This window comes from Pseudomonas sp. ADAK2 TE3594, from assembly GCF_053628675.1.
Window position 1 is genome coordinate 3,829,782 of sequence record NZ_JBRJGV010000001.1, and the last position, 18,990, is coordinate 3,848,771.

At 60.6% G+C, this 18,990-nt stretch carries 15 protein-coding genes and 1 tRNA gene; 7 read left to right on the plus strand and 9 right to left on the minus strand.

Features of this window, described 5'->3' with window-relative positions:
- The first annotated feature begins 41 nt into the window (after positions 1 to 41).
- Complete coding sequence (locus tag AB7M22_RS16965; protein ID WP_454187171.1) at positions 42 to 1,460, plus strand: type VI secretion system Vgr family protein; 1,419 nt, start codon at positions 42 to 44, stop codon at positions 1,458 to 1,460.
- Positions 1,461 to 1,463: 3 nt separating this feature from the next.
- Here the strand turns inward: AB7M22_RS16965 and AB7M22_RS16970 are convergent, their stop codons facing one another.
- Positions 1,464 to 2,855, minus strand: coding sequence for an FAD-dependent oxidoreductase (locus AB7M22_RS16970; RefSeq protein ID WP_454187172.1), 1,392 nt, complete (start codon positions 2,853 to 2,855; stop codon positions 1,464 to 1,466).
- Between the two features lie 11 nt (positions 2,856 to 2,866).
- Entirely contained in the window at positions 2,867 to 4,192 is a 1,326-nt protein-coding gene (locus AB7M22_RS16975) for an MFS transporter (RefSeq protein ID WP_454187173.1), read from the minus strand.
- A 267-nt stretch (positions 4,193 to 4,459) separates the two neighbouring features.
- Between AB7M22_RS16975 and AB7M22_RS16980 the strand changes: the two genes are divergently transcribed.
- Positions 4,460 to 5,332 (plus strand): LysR family transcriptional regulator, encoded by an 873-nt coding sequence (locus AB7M22_RS16980; RefSeq protein WP_008011448.1) that lies wholly within the window; start codon positions 4,460 to 4,462, stop codon positions 5,330 to 5,332.
- A 120-nt stretch (positions 5,333 to 5,452) separates the two neighbouring features.
- Here AB7M22_RS16980 and AB7M22_RS16985 read toward each other — a convergent pair whose 3' ends face one another.
- On the minus strand, positions 5,453 to 6,316 hold the full coding sequence (locus AB7M22_RS16985) for a LysR substrate-binding domain-containing protein (protein ID WP_454187174.1): 864 nt from the start codon (positions 6,314 to 6,316) through the stop codon (positions 5,453 to 5,455).
- Positions 6,317 to 6,429: 113 nt separating this feature from the next.
- Between AB7M22_RS16985 and AB7M22_RS16990 the strand changes: the two genes are divergently transcribed.
- The 3 genes from AB7M22_RS16990 (at position 6,430) to AB7M22_RS17000 (ending at position 9,229) form a co-directional block, all read left to right on the plus strand.
- Positions 6,430 to 7,539, plus strand: coding sequence for a 2-aminoethylphosphonate--pyruvate transaminase (locus AB7M22_RS16990; protein ID WP_454187175.1), 1,110 nt, complete (start codon positions 6,430 to 6,432; stop codon positions 7,537 to 7,539).
- 122 nt (positions 7,540 to 7,661) lie between these two features.
- A complete protein-coding gene (phnX, locus tag AB7M22_RS16995; protein ID WP_454187176.1) occupies positions 7,662 to 8,489 on the plus strand; it encodes a phosphonoacetaldehyde hydrolase in 828 nt (275 codons plus the stop codon).
- 191 nt (positions 8,490 to 8,680) lie between these two features.
- Entirely contained in the window at positions 8,681 to 9,229 is a 549-nt protein-coding gene (locus AB7M22_RS17000; RefSeq protein ID WP_008011439.1) for a cytochrome b, read from the plus strand.
- A gap of 123 nt (positions 9,230 to 9,352) precedes the next feature.
- On the opposite strand, the gene AB7M22_RS17005 is transcribed toward AB7M22_RS17000, so the two are convergent.
- Both AB7M22_RS17005 and AB7M22_RS17010 read right to left on the minus strand, forming a co-directional pair.
- On the minus strand, positions 9,353 to 10,285 hold the full coding sequence (locus AB7M22_RS17005; protein ID WP_454187177.1) for a 1-aminocyclopropane-1-carboxylate deaminase/D-cysteine desulfhydrase: 933 nt from the start codon (positions 10,283 to 10,285) through the stop codon (positions 9,353 to 9,355).
- Between the two features lie 174 nt (positions 10,286 to 10,459).
- Entirely contained in the window at positions 10,460 to 12,499 is a 2,040-nt protein-coding gene (locus AB7M22_RS17010) for an oxidoreductase (protein ID WP_454187178.1), read from the minus strand.
- Positions 12,500 to 12,708: 209 nt separating this feature from the next.
- On the opposite strand from AB7M22_RS17010, the gene AB7M22_RS17015 reads away from it, so the two are divergent.
- Both AB7M22_RS17015 and AB7M22_RS17020 read left to right on the plus strand, forming a co-directional pair.
- Complete coding sequence (locus tag AB7M22_RS17015; protein ID WP_454187179.1) at positions 12,709 to 13,839, plus strand: nitrilase-related carbon-nitrogen hydrolase; 1,131 nt, start codon at positions 12,709 to 12,711, stop codon at positions 13,837 to 13,839.
- A gap of 4 nt (positions 13,840 to 13,843) precedes the next feature.
- Positions 13,844 to 14,884 carry an AraC family transcriptional regulator gene (locus AB7M22_RS17020; RefSeq protein WP_454187180.1) on the plus strand — a complete coding sequence of 347 codons (1,041 nt, stop codon included), beginning with the start codon at positions 13,844 to 13,846 and terminating at the stop codon, positions 14,882 to 14,884.
- 615 nt (positions 14,885 to 15,499) lie between these two features.
- Here AB7M22_RS17020 and AB7M22_RS17025 read toward each other — a convergent pair.
- The 4 genes from AB7M22_RS17025 to AB7M22_RS17040 form a co-directional block, all read right to left on the minus strand.
- The gene (locus AB7M22_RS17025) at positions 15,500 to 16,333 is read right to left on the minus strand and encodes a DUF2242 domain-containing protein (protein WP_454187181.1); all 834 of its coding nucleotides are present in this window, start codon (positions 16,331 to 16,333) and stop codon (positions 15,500 to 15,502) included.
- Between the two features lie 212 nt (positions 16,334 to 16,545).
- Positions 16,546 to 18,417, minus strand: coding sequence for a SurA N-terminal domain-containing protein (locus AB7M22_RS17030; RefSeq protein WP_454187182.1), 1,872 nt, complete (start codon positions 18,415 to 18,417; stop codon positions 16,546 to 16,548).
- 102 nt (positions 18,418 to 18,519) lie between these two features.
- A tRNA-Asp gene (locus AB7M22_RS17035) sits at positions 18,520 to 18,596 on the minus strand.
- 53 nt (positions 18,597 to 18,649) lie between these two features.
- Positions 18,650 to 18,922 (minus strand): HU family DNA-binding protein, encoded by a 273-nt coding sequence (locus AB7M22_RS17040; protein WP_002552737.1) that lies wholly within the window; start codon positions 18,920 to 18,922, stop codon positions 18,650 to 18,652.
- Positions 18,923 to 18,990: the final 68 nt, after the last annotated feature.

Sequence of the window (18,990 nt, forward strand, 5' to 3'; positions counted from 1 at the left end):
CGTACCCTTTGCGCCCATCCTCCCTGGCAGAAGCGCGTTCGATGCATAACGACAAGGAAAGTCCCTTCACCCTGACACTGCTCGACGGCGGTTTGTGTTTGCAGGTGTTGCAGTTCAGTGGCCGTGAAGGTCTCAACCAGCCCTATCGATTCGACATCGACGTGATCGGCCTCGCCCCGGCGATGCACCTCGACCAATGGTTACAACAACCGGCGTTTTTGACGCTGACGGATAACCAGGGCATTCACGGTGTGATCCACAGCGTCAGTCGCGAACATCGCGGCCCGCACCGGGTCGGCTACTCCCTGGTGTTGGCGCCCCATCTTCAACGACTTCACCTGCACAGCTCGCGTCGGGTGTTTCATCGTCTCAGCGTGCCGGCGATCGTGCGCCAGTTGCTGGAGGAGCATCAATTGCCCGGGCACAGCTACCGTTTCGAGCTGGCAAATGGGTGCTACCCGCCCCGGCCTTTTTGCATTCAATACGATGAGAGCGATCTGGCCTTCATGCAGCGGCTGTGTGAAGAAGAAGGCATCCACTATCACTTCGAACATCAGCACGACGGGCACGTGCTGGTGCTGGCCGATGACAGCCTGAGTTTCCCCCAGGCGCCGCTGCTGATGCCGTTCCAGGACGACGCATTCAACGACTCTGTCTTGCCGGTGATCAGCGAGTTGTTCCAGCGCCATGATCCGGATCCCGCCCCTGCACGATGGGAGGCCAGAAACCGCGGCGCGCAGGTGGTCGGCGACGGAGCGGCCAACCACACGCTCGCCAGAACGGGCCCGGTGACGGCACGCCCCGCGCCGGCACAGCTGCATCACGATCAGCTCAGCCGCCGACGACTGGAACGCCTGCGTTGCCAGCAACGGCAGATCCACGGCCAAAGCAACCAGAGCGAACTGTGCAGCGGACGGATCCTGCAGGTGGCGCAGCACCCGCTCTCGAATTTCAACGATCAGTGGCTGCTCACCGATATCCGGCACCAAGGACAACAGCCGTCGATTCTTGCCGAGGACCAGCCTGGCATTGCCCGGCGCTACAGCAATCAGTTCACTGCCATCCCCTGGTCAACGGTCTTCAGGCCGACGTTCAAACACGCCAGGCCGAGCATCCCGGGTTATCAGACCGCCCGGGTGCTGGGCCCCGTCGGGCAACCCGCGACGCTCGATGACCAGGGCCGGATACAGGTCAGACTATGGTCAACGCCGGAGGCGGACGAATCCGCCGGTTTCTGGCTACCGGTCGCCCTCGCCACGCCGGACGGTCGGATCGATTCCTCCAAGTTGCCCATGGCCGGCACCGAAGTGCTGATCAGTTTCCTCGACAGTGACCCGGACCGGCCGGTGCTGTGTGCCGGCATGGGTCATCCCCAGCCTTCCCGACCTGCTCCCGAGCCACGCCACGATGGCCGTCTGCTGCTCGACTGGCTGGTCAACCGCTCGGATCTCGCCCCCTGAGTTTCATCCCTTGTCGGCCTTGCCCGCTGCCGCGGCAAACTTGGCCAGGCGCACGTCGAGGTGCCGTGGCCGGCGCCCGTGATCCTCGGCGCGCTCCTTGCGGCGGATGGCGTTGCGCACCATCAGTGAGCCGAGGTAGCGGATCGGCTCCGGCGGAAAAAATCCCAACGGGCCATTCACCAACGGCGAACGGGTCCAGGCGTTGTCCAGCCCCAACACCATCGAGGCGAGAATCTGTCCGCCCATATGGCAAGGCCCGACCCCGCTGCCGGAGTAACCAAAACCGTAAAACACATTGCCGCTGGCGCTCATCTGGCCAAAGAACGGTAAACCGGTGACCGAGCGATCCGACGGCCCGTTCCAGGTGGCCTCGACCTTGACCTTGGCGAACGCCGGGAAGAATTCGCTCAGGCTGTGCTGCAACAAGCCGGCATAGGGCGATGGCTGATCGAACACCGGTAGCATTCGCCCACCGTAGGCGAAGGTATTGCCGCCCTTGCCGAGCATGATTCGACCATCCGGGGTGTTGTGGTAGTAGTGCACAAAAATCCGCGAATCGAGCACCGTCACGCCACTGGTCAAACCGATCTCATTGAGCAGCTCCGGCCGTGGTTCGGTGATCAGCATATCGCTGGAAACAATCGCCACACTGCGTTCGAACTGTGGAAACGCCCGGGCCATCCAGGCATTCATCGCCAGCACCACCCGGTCGGCGCGGACCGTGCCATTGGGGGTTTTAACCCCCGCAGGCTTGCCCTCCACCAGGCCGGTCATCGCCGTGTTTTCATGAATCCTCACCCCCAGCTGCAAGGCCACCCGGCGCAGGCCGCGCACCAGTTTGCCCGGCTGAACACTCGCAGCAGCCGGGGAAAACCAGCCCTCCAAGTGTTTGCTGGAGCCGGCCATGCGCTGTACATCCGCCAGTGGGCGCTGGGTAAACGAATTGATGCCGTTGCGCTCCAGCGCCGCAATCACCGCGTCGGTCGAGCCGCATTGCGCGCGATTGGTGGCGGTGTAGAGCGTGCCATCGAGACGGTAATCGGCGTCCACCGCGTACTGTTCGCAAAAGGCGCCGATGGCGTGGATGCTGCGCTCGGACTCCTTGACCAGTCGCACCGCCTCCTCGACGCCGAACAGCCGTTCCAGGGTGAAATACTTGGCCGACCACGACAGCGCACAACCACCGTTGCGCCCACTGGCACCAGCACCGCAGATGTCCGCTTCGATCAGCAACACGTCCAGTTCGGGGTTCTGCTGCTTGAGCATGATTGCGGTCCACAAGCCGGTGTAGCCGCCACCGACAATGCAGACATCGACGCGGGCATCTCCGGGTAAAGGTTCGCACGGCGCGCAGGACTCGGCCGCCAGCGCCTGTTCCAGCCAGTAAGGTCTCATGGGGGTAATCCTTATGTACGCAGGGGTTTTACGGTCATCGGCTGGTTAGGCACAAATGCTCTTTCGGGACGCAGACCCGCCGGGCGACTGTTCCAGTGGGGGATCAGCACCAGCGACGAGAACAACGCGCAGCCGGCAAAGACGATGAACACCGTGACCGAGTCGAAGTAACCCGGCAGCAACCCGCCGAGAATCGCCCCGACCGAGCCGCAACCGTTGACGAAGCCCGCCGCCGTGGCGCCGGCCTTGGCGGTGCCGAAATCGATCGCCGCCGCGCCGCTGATCATCGAGTCCGGCCCGTACAGGGTCAGGCCCATGACGAACAGCAGTGCCACCACCAGCAAGACACTGCCGGTATGCAAAGCGCCCATGAACAGCGCCAGGGAAACCGTGAGCGCCAATAGACTCAGCACACAGGCTGGCATGCGTCGGGCACCGAACAGTTTGTCCGAGGCCAGCCCCAGCAGAATCGGCCCGAGCAGCCCGGCCAGTTCGAACGCGGTAGGAATGATCGCCGCGCCGACCTTGCCCACTGTCGGCATTTGTTCGAAGACGATCACCGGCCCCCACAGCAGAATCGCGTAGCGCGCCGGTTTCAACAGAAAGTACGCCAGCCCCAGCACCAACACCGTGCGGTTGCGCAGGATTTCCCGCAGCGGCTCCAGGACGCTGATCTTGCTTTGAGCGTGCGCCTCTTCAGCGGTCAGCTCGGGTTCCGGCTCCACCGCCGGCAAGCCAACGTCTTCGGGTTTGTTACGTTGAAAAATAAAAAACAGCACGGCGACCAGCCCAACCACCGCCGCACTGGAAATGAACGCCGCATGCCAGGTGCCGATCAGCGTATACGCCCACCAACCCGCAAACGGCGAGGCCACCAGCCCGCCAAAGGCGTAGCAGGAGCTCCATAAACCCAGCACCCGCCCACGCTGCTCGGCGGGAAAGAAACTGCCAATGTTCTTGCACAGCCCCGACCATCCGGTGGACTGCGCCAGCCCTTGAATCAGCATGCAAGTGGCGAAAATCGGCAACGTGGCAAAGCTGCCCATCACCAGCGCGGCCACCGCGGAAATCAGCAATCCGCCGAGCACCACGACCCGTGGCCCGAAGCGGTCGGCCAGGATGCCCCAGGTGAATTGCCCGATGGCATAAGCCGCCAGGTAGATGGCATCGAGGTTGGCCATGGCCATTTTATCGAGGGTGAAGGTGGGGTCTTCGGCGATCCCCAGTTTGGCCACGGAAAACGCTTTGCGGGTGAAGTAGAACGCGGCATACGCGAGCCAGGTGATGGCGAAAATCTGCACGCGCCAACGCTTGATGGTACCGATGGGATTATTCATTGTGGTTCTGACCTCAGGGTGTGAGTGTGCCGGCAGAATCGGAAGAAAACGCCTGTGTTTTTTATTGTTGAGCACTGCGGTATCGCCTGTTCCCTGAGGCGATACCGGTCAGATGAGTCCTGCTGATTGCACGCACAGGCTCATGACCACCGGTGCTGTTCGACTGAGCAGTCACCGGGGTTGAGGCGATAAAAACAATAACTGACTAATAAGTGAAATCGATTTATCGTATTTCAAATATAAGCTCAGCTTGTTACTGAAGGTTCGATGTCGGTGTCCCACGCCCAGCTCAAAGCCTTTCACGCCGTCGCGGTCCACGGAAGCTTTACCAAAGCCGCCGAACGGCTGTTTCTGACGCAACCGGCGATTTCCGACCAAGTGCGCAAACTCGAAGAGCGTTTCGGTGTGTTGTTGTTCCACCGCAATAAACGCTCGGTGCGCCTGACCGATCTGGGCGAGCGCCTGCTGAGCATCACCCAGCGACTGTTTGTCATCGAAGCCGAAGCGCAGGAGTTGCTTCACGCCTCTCAGGCACTGCAGACCGGCAGCCTGATTCTGGCGGTGGATGCGCCGGTGCATGTGCTGCCGCAGATTGCGCGGTTCTGCGAGCGCTACCCCGGCATCAGCGTGAAGATCGAAACCGGCAACACCGACGAATCACTGTTTCGGTTGTTCAACTATCAGGCCGATCTGGCCTTGCTGGGGCGCGATGTCAGCGACGAACGCTTGCTCTCGTTGCCGCTGCGCAATGACCCGATGGTGGCGTTCGTTTCGCGTCATCATCCGTGGGCCGATCGCGAGTCCATCTGCTTGGCGGACCTGGACGACACGCCGCTGGTGCTGCGGGAAATCGGTTCGGTGACCCGCCAGACCCTGGAAGAGGAAATGGCCCGGGCCGGGTTTCGCATCCGCCCGGCGATCGAGGTCGAAGGCCGGGAAGCCGCGCGCGAGGCGGTGGTGGTCGGGATTGGCGTGGGGGTGGTGTCGGCCGCTGAATTTGGCGCGGATTCGCGGGTATGCGCGTTGCCGATTACCGATTGCACACGGCGGCTGACGGAGACGCTGGTGTGCTTGCGCGAACAGAGTTCGCGGCGAGTGGTGGCGACGTTTCTGGAGATGGTGCGCGAGAGTCTGGTATAGGCAGGTCCGGCCCCATCGCGGGCAAGCCACGCTCCCACAGGGATTTGTGCTGGCCGCATATCTTGTGTACGACACAAAACCTGTGGGAGCGTGGCTTGCTCGCGAAGGCCGCGCCTCGGTCTATCTGCCAGGCGCCAACCCAAAAAACGCCTGGATCAAGCGCAAATCCCGCCGCCGCTCCATGCACCCAATCATGTGCCGATTGACCAACCCCTCGCCAATAATCGGCACCGCCGCCACTCGCGGGTCGTGGCTGACTTCCACCGACGACACCACACCCACGCCCAGTTCTGCAGCCACCGCCTCGGTCACCGCCTCGCGACTGTCCAGTTCCAGCAACACCCGTGGATTGACCCTTGCCTGAGCGCACGCCTCGTCGAATGTGCGTCGGGTAATCGAACTCGGTTCACGCAAGACCATGATCACCTGGTCCAGATCCTTGAGCTGCACCCCTTTCGACTGCTGCGCCCACGGATGACCCGCAGGCACCAACGCGCAAATCCTCGACTCGCTCAACGCTTGCAGGTGCAGCCCCTTGCGCGGCTCGACCTCGGTCAGCACCGCCACGTCGGCATGCTCCGACAACAACGCCGCTAATGTTTCCTGGGCATTGCCCAGCCGCAGGTTCACGGTGATCCCCGGATAACGCGCACGTAAACTGGCGAGCATCGGCATGACCATATGCGGCCCGTCCGCCGCTACTTCCAGGCGCCCGGTCAGCAGCTGCCGGTTGGCCTCCAGCATCACCTGCGCTTCTTCGGCCAAGCCAAACATCGCCCGGGTGATTGCCGCCAGTTTGGTGCCCTCTTCCGTCAGCTCGACGCGCCGCGCGGTGCGGCGCAGCAAGGTGATCTGGTAGTGCTCTTCCAGCGCCTTGATGTGCCCGGTGACCGCCGGTTGGCTAATGAACAGGCGCTCGGCGGCGCGGGTGAAACTGCCCTCGCGGGCCACGGCGTCGAAGGCGCGTAGCTGGAACAGATTCATGAATAACCCTCACTGATGGCTGGCATAACAACAAACAATTTGATTGATAGCTCACCGAATTGCAATTTATGTCCCGTAGCTTCATCCCACTGAGCTTTTGCGAGGACACAAGAATGAGTACTGCCGAGCCCATCCTGCTCACCCCCGGCCCACTGACCACATCGAGCCGCACCCGTCAGGCAATGATGGTCGACTGGGGCTCATGGGATGACCGTTTCAACCAACTGACCGCCAGCCTCTGCGAACAACTGCTGACGATCATCAACGGTGCCGACAGCCATCACTGCGTGCCGTTACAAGGCAGCGGCACGTTCGCGGTCGAGGCGGCCATCGGCACACTGGTGCCTCGGGACGGTAAAGTTCTGGTGCTGATCAACGGCGCCTACGGCAAACGCCTGGCGAAAATCTGTGAAGTGCTCGGCCGTTCGTTCAGCACCTTCGAAACCGCCGAAGACGAACCGACCACCGCCGCCGACGTCGACCGCCTGCTGCGGGCCGATGCCAGCATCACCCACGTCGCGCTGATTCACTGCGAAACCAGCACCGGCATCCTCAACCCGCTGGCGGACATCGCCCACGTCATCGAGCAACACGGCAAATGCCTGATCATCGACGCCATGAGCTCGTTTGGCGCCCTGCCAATCGACGCCCAAGATGTGCCGTTCGATGCGCTGATCGCCGCCTCGGGCAAATGCCTGGAGGGCGTGCCGGGGATGGGCTTCGTCTTTGCGCGCAAAGAAGCACTGGCGAAAGCCGCCGGTAACTCGCACTCACTGGCGATGGACTTGTTCGACCAGCACACCTACATGGCCAAGACCGGCCAATGGCGCTTCACCCCGCCGACCCACGTGGTCGCGGCGCTGCACGAAGCCCTGCTGCAATACAACGAAGAAGGCGGCTTGCCCGCGCGGCATCAGCGCTACGCCAATAACTGCCGGGTGCTGCTCGATGACATGGCCAAACTGGGGCTGCGCAGCTTTCTTCCGGCCGCGATCCAGGCGCCGATCATCGTCACCTTCCACGCGCCGAAAGACCCGCGCTATCAGTTCAAGGAATTCTACGAGCGGGTCAAGGCCAAGGGTTTCATCCTCTACCCCGGCAAACTGACCCAGGTCGAAACCTTCCGCGTCGGCTGCATCGGCCACGTCAACCAGGCCGAAATGCACGCGGCAGTGACGGCGATCGCCGACGTGCTGCGCGAGATGGAAGTACTCGAAATCTGAAACGACGCCACCGTCCCCTGTAGGAGCGAGGCTTGCCCGCGAATGCAGACGACACGGTCCGTCATTAAAACCTCGTTATCGTTCTTCGCGGGCAAGCCTCGCTCCTACAAGGGACACCTCACATGAACTACAGCAACCCAACCAAACTCCAAGCCGCCATCCTCGACTGGGCCGGCACCGTGGTCGACTTCGGCTCCTTCGCCCCGACGCAGATTTTCGTCGAAGCCTTCGCTGAGTTCGACGTCCAGGTGTCCATCGAAGAAGCCCGCGGGCCGATGGGCATGGGCAAGTGGGACCACATTCGTACCCTGTGCGATCAGCCGCAAGTCGCCGAGCGTTACCGCAACGTGTTTGGTCGCACCCCGACCGACGATGACGTCACCGCCATTTACAAACGCTTCATGCCACTGCAAATCGAAAAAATCGCCGAACACTCGGCCCTAATTCCCGGCGCCCTGGACACCATCGCCAACCTGCGCCAGCAAGGGATCAAGATCGGCTCATGCTCCGGCTACCCGAAACAGGTCATGGACAAAGTCGTCGAACTGGCCGCCACCAACGGTTACGTCGCCGATCACGTGGTCGCCACCGATGAAGTGCCCAACGGCCGCCCATGGCCGGCTCAGGCACTGGCCAACGTGATTGCCCTGGGCATCGACGACGTCGCGGCTTGTGTGAAGATCGACGACACGGTGCCGGGCATCCTCGAAGGTCGCCGCGCCGGCATGTGGACCGTGGCATTGATCTGCTCCGGCAACGCGCTGGGTCTGGACTACGAAGGCTATCGCGCCCTGAGCAGCGATAAACTGGCCAGCGAACGCAAACGCATTCACGCGATGTTCGAAGGCTCGCGGCCGCACTACATGATCGACACCATCACCGACTTGCCCGAGGTGATTGCCGACATCAACAAGCGCCTGGCCAACGGCGAGATGCCGCAAACCGACTGATTCCACCTCTCGTTTCATAAAAAAGCGCCAGCTCCTTTAACGGAACTGGCGCTTTTTTGTGGCCGATCACTTGATCCAGAGCATTGAACAGCCGATTCACCTCAGGCAAACCCACCGAAACAGGATTACAGTTAACCCACGCCGTCGAACAAGAACGGTGACTTCAGACCAGACCTGTGAGGAAACACCGTATGCCCTGGAAGAATTCCGAATCACGCTACAGCACCGTATCGATCGCGCTGCACTGGTTGATGCTGGTTCTGTTAATACTGGTTTATGCCTGTATCGAATTTCGCGGGATCTTTCCCAAAGGCAGTGGCGGCCGGACGCTGATAAAGGAAGCGCACTTCATGCTCGGCCTGACGGTGTTCGTGCTGGTCTGGTTGCGGCTGTTCGCGCGCAGCCTGGGGCCCGCGCCGCAGATCTTCCCCGCCTCGCCACGCTGGCAGACCCTGCTCGCCAAACTGATGCATTGGGCGCTGTATATTTTCATGATCACCATGCCGATTCTGGGCTGGCTGATTACCAGCGCCGAGGGGCATCAGGTGATGTTCTATGGCATTGATCTGCCGTTGCTGATCGAAGAAAACAAACCGCTGGCCAAGCAGCTTGAAGGCTGGCATGTGCTCGGCGGGACGATCGGCTATTGGCTGATCGGACTCCACGCCGTGGCCGGGCTTTACCACCACTATGTGGTGCGCGATAACACCCTGCTGCGGATGATGCCCAAGCGCGGTTGAGTTCGGCTGAGGCTTGCCTACACAAAACCTGTAGGAGCGAGGCTTGCCCGCGAAGAATGCACCGCGGTTTTTCAGGTATCACGCGTCATCGTTCTTCGCGGGCAAGCCTCGCTCCTACAGGATTTAGCCCTCTCGCCGTGAGCTGAAACACCGGCGGCCCTGCAAGCCGCCGGTGTGGATGAAGATCAAGCGCGTTCCCCGGGCAAATTTACCCGCCTCGATTTGCTGCTTGAGCGCCAGCAGCGCTTTGCCGGTGTACAGCGGTTCGAGGGGAATGCCGCTGGCCTGCTCGGTCTGCTCGATGAACGCAAGCAACGGCAGATCGACCTTGGCAAAACCACCACGGCTGGCGTCCAACAGTTCATAGGCGGGATCGACTAGTCCAGCTTCCTGCACAATCATCTCGACCTGCTGCGCCACGCCATGATCGTCAGGCACCGCCAGCGCGCCATACACCGGATGCTCACCCGCCTCGGCCAAAACCAGGCCGGTCAGGGTGGTGCCCGTTCCGCAGGCCAGCCACCAGCCGTCGTAGTGGCTCCAGCCCAGACCGCTCAATTGCTCGCAGGCCAGAGTCACCAATTGCCCGCAGCCCTTCGCCCCAGGCAAGCCGCCACCACCTTCCGGTACAGGATGTAGCTCGGGGTATTGCTTGCGCCATGGCGCCCAGAAGCCTGGTTCGTGCCGCGCTCGATAACCGCCATAACCCAACCAGTGCAAGTGCATGCCGAACGCCTGCAAGTCCTTCACCGTCGGGGTGTCTTGCGGATGCCCGCGCAGCAGGCCGACGGTGGTGAAACCGAAGCGTTTGCCCGCCGCAGCCAATGCATGGAGATGATTGGAATGGGCACCACCCAGACTGATGATGCCTTGGGCACCATTCTGATCGGCGGCTTTGAGGTGTTCGATGAGTTTGAACCACTTGTTGCCGCTGATCAGCGGGTCGATCTGGTCCAGACGCAGGATCGCTACTTCGACGCCGGCAGTGATGAGCCAGTCGAGGTGAAGGGGTTCGAGGGGGGCTTGGGGTAGCCAGTCTGTTGGTGGGGAAAGCATTGATGCCGGCTCGGGGTAAAGAGCCGGTATCTTAGCAGCAGACAGGACGCCTTCGCGGGCAAGCCTCGCTCCTACAAATTTCAGGTTGCTCACCCAATGGTGCTTTAACTCGAAACCCTGTAGGAGCGAGGCTTGCCCGCGAAGGCCATTGGCAAGCTAAGCCTGCCTACGCCATTACAACTCAGCCGCCAACCGCGAACCCTGGTTGATCGCGCGCTTGGCATCCAGCTCCGCCGCCACGTCCGCGCCGCCGATCAAATGCACATTCTGCCCCGCCGCGACCAAGCCGTCCTGCAACTCACGCAACGGATCCTGCCCGGCGCAGATCACGATGTTGTCCACCGGCAGCACCTGCGGTTCGCCGCTTTCGCCGATGCGGATGTGCAGGCCTTCGTCGTCGATCTTCAGGTACTCGACGCTATTGAGCATCTGTACCTGCTTGTTCTTAAGACCCGTGCGGTGAATCCAGCCAGTGGTCTTGCCCAGGCCGTCGCCAACCTTGGACTTCTTGCGTTGCAGCAGGAACACTTCACGGGCCGGCGCATGCGGCTCAGCCTTGATGCCCGCAACGCCGCCGCGCGCTTCGAGGTGTGTATCGATGCCCCATTCCTTCCAGAACGCTTCGCGGTCCTGACTGGTGGCCACACCCTTGTGAACGAGGAATTCCGACACGTCGAAACCGATACCGCCGGCGCCGATCACTGCGACGCGCTTGCCCACCGGTTTACGCTCGAGGATCACGTCCAGGTAGCTCAGCACCTTGGCGTGCTCGACGCCCGGAATCGCCGGCACCCGTGGCGCAATACCGGTGGCCAGGATGATTTCGTCGTAACCGCCCTCAACCAGCTTCGCCACATCCACACGGGTGTTCAGGCACAGCTCGACGTTGGTGGTCTGCAATTTGCGGTTGAAGTAGCGCAGGGTTTCGAAGAACTCTTCCTTGCCCGGCACACGCTTGGCGATGTTGAACTGGCCGCCGATTTCGCTGGCCGAATCGAACAGCGTCACCTGATGACCACGTTCGGCTGCCACAGTGGCGGCGGACAGACCGGCAGGACCGGAACCAACCACGGCGATTTTCTTGATCTGCTGCACCGGCAGGTAATTGAGTTCGGTTTCATGGCAAGCACGCGGGTTAACCAGGCAACTGGTCAACTTGCCGCCAAAGGTGTGATCCAGGCACGCCTGATTGCAACCGATGCAGGTGTTGATTTCATCGCCACGACCGGCCGCAGCCTTGTTGACGAAATCCGGGTCGGCGAGAAACGGCCGCGCCATGGACACCATGTCGGCATCGCCTTCGGCCAGAATCTGCTCGGCGACTTCCGGGGTGTTGATGCGGTTGGTGGTGATCAGCGGAATATTCACCGAGCCACGCAGCTTGGCCGTGACCTTGCTGAACGCCGCACGCGGCACTTTGGTGGCGATGGTCGGAATCCGCGCTTCGTGCCAGCCGATGCCGGTGTTGATGATCGTCGCACCGGCCTGCTCGATGGCCTTGGCCAATTGCACGATCTCTTCCCAGCTGCTACCGCCTTCCACCAGATCAAGCATCGACAGGCGGAAGATAATGATGAAGTTAGGGCCGACCGCTTCGCGCACCCGGCGGACGATTTCCACCGGCAGGCGCATGCGGTTTTCGTAAGCACCGCCCCAACGGTCAGTGCGATGGTTGGTGTGGGCCGCGAGGAACTGGTTAATGAAATAACCTTCAGAGCCCATGATCTCGACGCCGTCGTACTCGGCTTTTTGCGCCAGGGTCGAGCAGGTGACGAAGTCGCTGATCTGCTTCTCGATGCCTTCCTCATCCAGCTCTTTAGGCTTGAACGGGTTGATCGGCGCCTGGATCGCGCTCGGCGCCACTTGCTTTGGGCTGTAGGCATAACGCCCGGCATGGAGAATCTGCATGCAGATCTTGCCGCCCGCCTCGTGCACTGCCCGGGTGACGATCAGATGCTTGAGTGCCTCTTCCTCAGTGGTCAGCTTGGCCGCGCCGGAGTAAACCCCGCCCTCATCGTTCGGGCCGATACCGCCGGTGACCATCAGGCCAACGCCACCAAGGGCACGCTCGGCGAAGTACGCGGCCATGCGCTCGAAACCGCCGGGCTTTTCCTCAAGACCCGTGTGCATCGAGCCCATCAGGGTGCGGTTGCGCAACGTGGTAAAACCCAGGTCCAGCGGGGCCAACAGGTGCGGGTAATGAGCGGCGGCCATCGGTAACTCCACAACGAGCGATCACGGAAAAAATGCAGGAGCTCTTCGGCCCCCGTCAGTCATGTTCGACAGACTAAGAGTCGCACTGCTGTCACTCAATGACCGTAACTGACAACTTATTGATCCAAATGTGCAGCGCCCCTTGGCAAGCGCGGGCATGGGCCCTACCCTAGTTGCGAACCCTGCACACGGTCATTGACTGTTTCCCCATGCGCAAACTTTTGTACCTGACCTTCTCCATGGCGTTAATCGCCGCTCTCACGACCTACGCCATGTGGGCCGCTGACCGCCCGGTGGGTCATTACCTGTCGGACCTGCGCATCAGTCTTGCGGTCGATCAGGGCACGCCCGCCGATCGCGGCAATCTGCTAGGCATCCAGCCCGAGCTGTTCCCCACCGACTATCAAAGCCCCGAACGCCTGCACCGCAAGCTCGCGGCTTATTTGCAGAAGGCTCAGGACCAAGGCCTGCTGAATGAAAAGACCATCGTCGTACTGCCTGAACATATCGGCACCTGGTTGATGGTCAGCGGCGAGAAAGACGAGCTGTACCAGGCCACTACGCTCAAGGAAGCCATGAACTGGCTGGCGGTGAGCAACCCGTTGCAGTTTATCCGCGCCCTGATCAGCGCCGAAGGTGGTAGCCGTCTCGACGACGCGCACTTGCGGATGAAAGCCAGGAAAATGGCCAAGGATTACCAGGCGCTGTTCGGCGGCCTGGCGAAAGACTTCCACGTGACCCTGGTGGCCGGTTCCATCGTGCTGCCCGAGCCGAGCGTCAGCGACGGTACCCTGAAGATTGGTCACGGCGCGCTGTACAACAGCAGCGTAGTGTTCGGGCGCGACGGTTTGCCTATCGGCCAGCCGCAGCGGCAATTGCACCCGACTTTCGCTGGACGCGACACTGTCGAAGCCAATTCCGCGCACACGATCAACGTCGTCGATACACCGGCCGGACGCCTGGGCGTGCTGATCGGCAGCGACAGCTGGTATCCGGACAACTACCGCAAACTCGACGATCAAGGCGCGCAACTGGTGGCGGTCCCGGCGTTCGTCGTCGGGCGCGAGTCCTGGGATCAACCGTGGCCCGGCTACAAAGGTCAGTCCACACCGAATTCTGTCAGCCTCAAGGCTGGCGAACTCAGTGAAGGTCAGGCCTGGCATCGGTTGACGCTGATTGCCCAACCGTCCGGCAGCCAGGCCATCGCCGGCATGAGCGTGTTCCTGCGCGGTCAGTTCTGGGACAAGAGCAGCGCCGGTCAAAGCTTCCTCAGCAGCAACGGGCAACAATTCGCCGACGGCGATGCCCGGGGCGCGCGTTTGCTGAACCTCTGGCTGTAAGCCGATGAAACCGCAGCCGATGCGCCTCGGGGATTTGTCGGTAGGCTTCGTCCATAGCCTGGCCGACGCCGTGCGCAGCCATGGCCTGGACCCACAACCACTGCTCGAACAGTACGGCCTCGACGCCGCGCGACTGGCCGAGGCCGGCGCCCGCCTCTCGATCCCGCGCTACATGCGCCTGGGTCACGGCGCCATTCAACTGACCGACGACCCGGCACTGGGTTTACGCATGGGCCAGCTCAGTCGCCTGAGCCAGGCCGGACTGGCCGGAGTCACCGCCGCCCAGGCACCCACCGTGCGCGAAGCGGCGCGCTGCCTGATTCGCTTCGAAGCGCTGTACGGTTCCAACTATCGCGGCCAGTCGAGCTTTCACGAAGATGCCCAAGGCGCCTGGCTGCGGTTCTATTCCATCAGTCCCTATAACGCCTACAACCGCTTCGTGGTGGATTCGATCATCACCGGCTGGTTGCAGCAATTATCCAGCGTAAGCCCTGCCCCGCTACGTGCTGAACGGATCGAGATCGAGTTTGAAGCACCGGATTACCGCGAGGCGTACGCCGTGCTGGGGGATTGTCCGATTCAGTTTGGCGCCGAACAGAATCAACTGCGCCTGAGCCTGGAGAGCCTCGCCCAGCGCAACCCGGAACACTGCCCGAGCACCTGGCGGCACCTGCTGCAACTGTGTGAACGGGAACTGGAGCAACTGACACGCACCCGCAGCCTGCGTGAACGCATCACTCAGTTACTGGGGCCGTTGCTCAATGGTGGTCGGGAACCCGACCTGGAAGAAGTGGCGGCACGCCTGAAGCTGCCAACCTGGACCTTGCGTCGCAAACTCGCCGAGGAAGGCACGCAGTTTCGTGCAATTCTCAACGACACACGCCGCGACCTCGCCATGACCTACATCCGCGACACCGAACTGGCGTTCGGGGAAATCGCCTACCTGCTGGGTTTTGCCTCAGCCGAAGCCTTCCAACGGGCCTTCAAACGCTGGAACGGCCAGACCCCCGGCGAGTTTCGCCGCAGTCATCGCCAATCCGCGTAAGGTTAGGGGGCGTTCTCAATTAGTTTCCCCACCGCGTTGTCGCCTTAAAGCGGACCAGGCAAGGCGCAGGCCGCTGGGAATGGTTGTTCCCTTTCCAAGGCCTGCAACGCAGGCTGGCCCGCTTTAAGGCACAACCCGAAGGGCCGGGTCTGCTGTTGTGCAGGGCTGCGTTGCTCGAAGCTTATTTGGAATGACCAAACCACGCTTCTCGCGCCTTGCCCTGCACAACAGCAGACCCGGCGCGGCGGGGAAACTAATTGAGAACGCCCCCTACAACTCTGTAGCGTCTTCGGCCGGTTCCAGCGGGTCCAGTTCAAACGCCTGGTACTCGAGCAGTTCTTCTTGATAATCGTCCATTATTAAACCCCCATCGCTTGTTGAAAAAATCGTCTGAATAAATGACCAGCGCCTCGAGCATAAAGTGCCCGCATGAAAGAAAAATGACGCGCGCATGACACTACATCTCTACTGAATAAAACGTAGCAGGTGGTCAGGAATTTATCACAGGATTTTTTCGATACGAGCTGTAGGAATACAGCTCGATTTGATGTGGATCAATCTTGGAAGGTGTTATGGGATCGGAGTCGTCTGACCCGATCCCATAACATTGGCCAATTACTGGCCGGAGACAGGCATGGCCGAAATGGGCTCGGTCGGTGCCGGCATGGTGCTTGAATCCGCCGGTGGAGTTACCGTTTCGGTGGACGAACTCGGCTCGCTACTCTGCGCCGGGGTAATCGGCGTCGTTTCAGCAGGTGGAGCAACAGGCTCCGAACTGGCTGGAGCGGTTTCAGCTGCCGGCGCTGGAGCAGGCGCTGGTTCTGCTGCCGGGGTTGGCGCCAACTGAGCCGGCGCGGCCTTGGCTTCGGGCACACCCAGATCAGTCTTCGGCTTCTCGATAATGTGCGCGGCCTTCTTCGCTTCCGGCGGCAGGAACAACTCGACCAGGGCAAAGAAACGCTCGTAGAACTTGGCCGAGGACACGGTTTCACTGGCGACCTTGACCATCGAGTCGTCGGACGAGCCGATCGGCATCGATACCGAGCCCAACACACCAACACCGAGGCTGGCGGAGTTGTTGGTCTTCTTCAGCGCATAACGGTCCTGCAAGGCGTTGGCGAACATGGTCGCGTGATGCCCTTCGCTGCCGTCATCGGCACAGACCACGCTGAAGCTGATCTCCATGTGGGTCTCGCCAGTCTGCTGGAAGCTCTTGTGTCCGCTGACCAGCTTCGGATCGGCGCTGGTGATGATGTAACCCTGGCTGAGCAACGCCCGACGGGCGGCCTCGCAGGTTTGCGCATCGGTCACCGGGTAATTGCGCGAGAACGTTCCGGAGTCGTCGAAGTTCTCATGCTCGTAGATGGCGGCCTTCTTCGACGAACAACCGGCAGCGGCGGCCAGCACCAAGGCCAGCCCGACAACACGCATGGGAATTGATCTAAACATTGAACATCCTGAGGAAAACGGTTCGGGGCGTATTGTGCAACAGATCGATGCTTAGCGTCGCACCGTTTAGTGTCTTGAAACAGTTACAAGTCTACTGACTGTCATTGACAGGAAAAAGTCCCGTTCGCACGGCGATCTTTTGATCTTCGCCCATAAAAAAACCCCGGCCGTCTGGCCAGGGTTTTTTATGTGGCAGGAAACTCAGTCAAGCATCAGAAACGCTTGATCTCAGCCTCGCTTTCCAACAGTTTGCGGTAAGCCGCGAAGTCTTGCTGGCCAATGCGCGAGGCGAGGAAGCGGCGGTACTGGACCTTCTCTTCTTCGCTCGGCGCCGCAGCTTCGTTCACGCCGTTCAGACGCACGATCACCAGGCTACCATCGGCCAGGGTCACGCTGCTGAAGGTCGGCTTGTCTTTGGCAACCGGTTTGGGCATACGGAACAGTGCTTGCAGCACGGTTGGGTCGACCCCTTCCTGAGCGCGAGTCGCTGCTTGAGTCACTTTCCAGTTCTGGCCATCGATCGCCTTGTCCAGTGCAGTCTTGCCATCGCGCAGGCTGACGATCAGTTGATCAGCCTTGGTCTTGGCGGCAGCACTGGCGTGCTCCTTGGTCAGTTGCGCACGGATGCTGGCAGCCACGCTTTCCAGCGGCAGTTGCTCAGGCTTGCGGTGTTCCTTGGCGCGCAGCACGATCACGGTTTCCGGGTCCAGCTCGATGGCGGTGCTGTTGGCACCCTCATCCAGCACTTCAGGACTGAACGCAGCGGTCACTACGGCACGGTTGGCCGCAACACCTTCGCCACCTTCACGGCCGAATGGCGCGGACGTGTGGACAGTCAGCTTCAGGTCTTGTGCTGGCTGGGCCAGATCGGAGGCCTCGAACGAAGAGTCTTCCAATTGCTTGGTCGCCTCGACGAAACGCTGCTCGACCTGCTGGGTTTTCAGCTCGCGGGTCAGCTTGTCTTTCAGGCTGGCAAACGTCGGCACTTCAGGGGCTTCAACGCCCAGCAGCTTGATCAGGTGGAAACCGAAGTCAGTGCGAACCGGCTCCGAAACCTGGTCCTTGGCCAACGAATACAGGGCTTTTTCAAACGCTGGATCGTAGACACCTGGACCTGCATAACCGAGATCACCGCCGTTGTTCGCCGAGCCAGGGTCCTGGGAGAATTCCTTGGCCAGGGCCTCGAATTTCTCGCCTTTGGCCAGACGCGCCTGCACTTCTTCGATTTTGGCCTTGGCTTGCGCCTCGGTCATCTTATCGTTCACTTCGATCAGAATATGCGCAGCCCGGCGTTGCTCGGACAGGTTCGCGGTTTCTTTCTGATACGCCGCTTGCAGGTCTTCGTCCTTGACGCTGACCTGATCAAAGAAGGAGGCCTTCTTCAATTCGAGGTAATCGATGACCACCTGATCCGGCGTCATGAATTCCTTGGCGTGTTCGTCGTAGTAGGCTTTGACTTCGTCGTCAGTCAGTTTCACCGCCGCAGGATCCGCCTTGACATTCAAGGTGGCGAAATCGCGGGTCTGCTTTTCCAGACGGGCGAAGGCCAGAACCTGTGCATCGGTGACAAAACCGCTACCGGCCAAGCCAGCGCGCAGCTGACCGATCAGCATTTCCTGAGCCAGCATCTGGCGGAATTGCAGACGGCTATAGCCCAGTTGACGGATCACCTGATCGAAACGCTCGGCGCTGAACTTGCCGTCCACCTGGAATTCAGGCGTTTGCAGGATCACCTGATCCAAAGCCGCTTCGGAGAAAGCGAATTTCGATTTTTCTGCGCCTTGCAGCAGCAGTTTGCGATCGATCAGGCCTTTGAGGGCCGATTCGCGCAGCATTTTTTCGTCGAGCAAGGAAGCATCGAAATCCTTGCCAAGCTGTTGCATGAGCTGACGGCGTTGCATATCAACCGCCTGGTTCAGCTCATTTTGACTGATTTCTTCACCGTTGACCTTGGCCGCATCCTGGCTGTTGGTCGTCGCCTGGAAAATGGCCTCGATACCGGTGAAAGCCATCAGTACAACGATGATCCCGATAATGGTCTTGGCAATCCAGCCTTGTGAATTGTCCCTGATATTCTGCAGCATGCGTCCCCCAGAAACGGTTGAACTTCAAAATTAGGCAACCGTGGAGCGTGGGTAGAATCCGGATAGAAGAAAGGCGCATCCGAGGATGCGCCTTCTCGTAACTGGCGGAGCGGACGGGACTCGAACCCGCGACCCCCGGCGTGACAGGCCGGTATTCTAACCGACTGAACTACCGCTCCGCTGCCAAGTCAGGAATGACCCCGACCCGGATAGGCAAAAACCTGAATCGAACTTAGTTGACAGCTTCTTTCAGTGCTTTACCGGCTTTGAAACCTGGCTTTTTGGCGGCGGCGATTTCCAGCGTCTTACCGGTCTGTGGGTTACGACCGATGCGAGCTGGACGATCGGTCACGGAGAAGGTACCGAAACCAACCAGAACAACAGAGTCGCCAGCCTTGAGAGCGCCAGTGACGGATTCGATTACAGCGTCCAGCGCACGGCCAGCAGCAGCTTTCGGGATATCAGCGGATGCAGCGATAGCATCAATCAGTTCCGACTTGTTCACTCTAAGTCCCCTTATATCTATTTGAGTTTGATTCTAAGTTTTTTGGTGAAAGCAAAAAAACGAGTGCT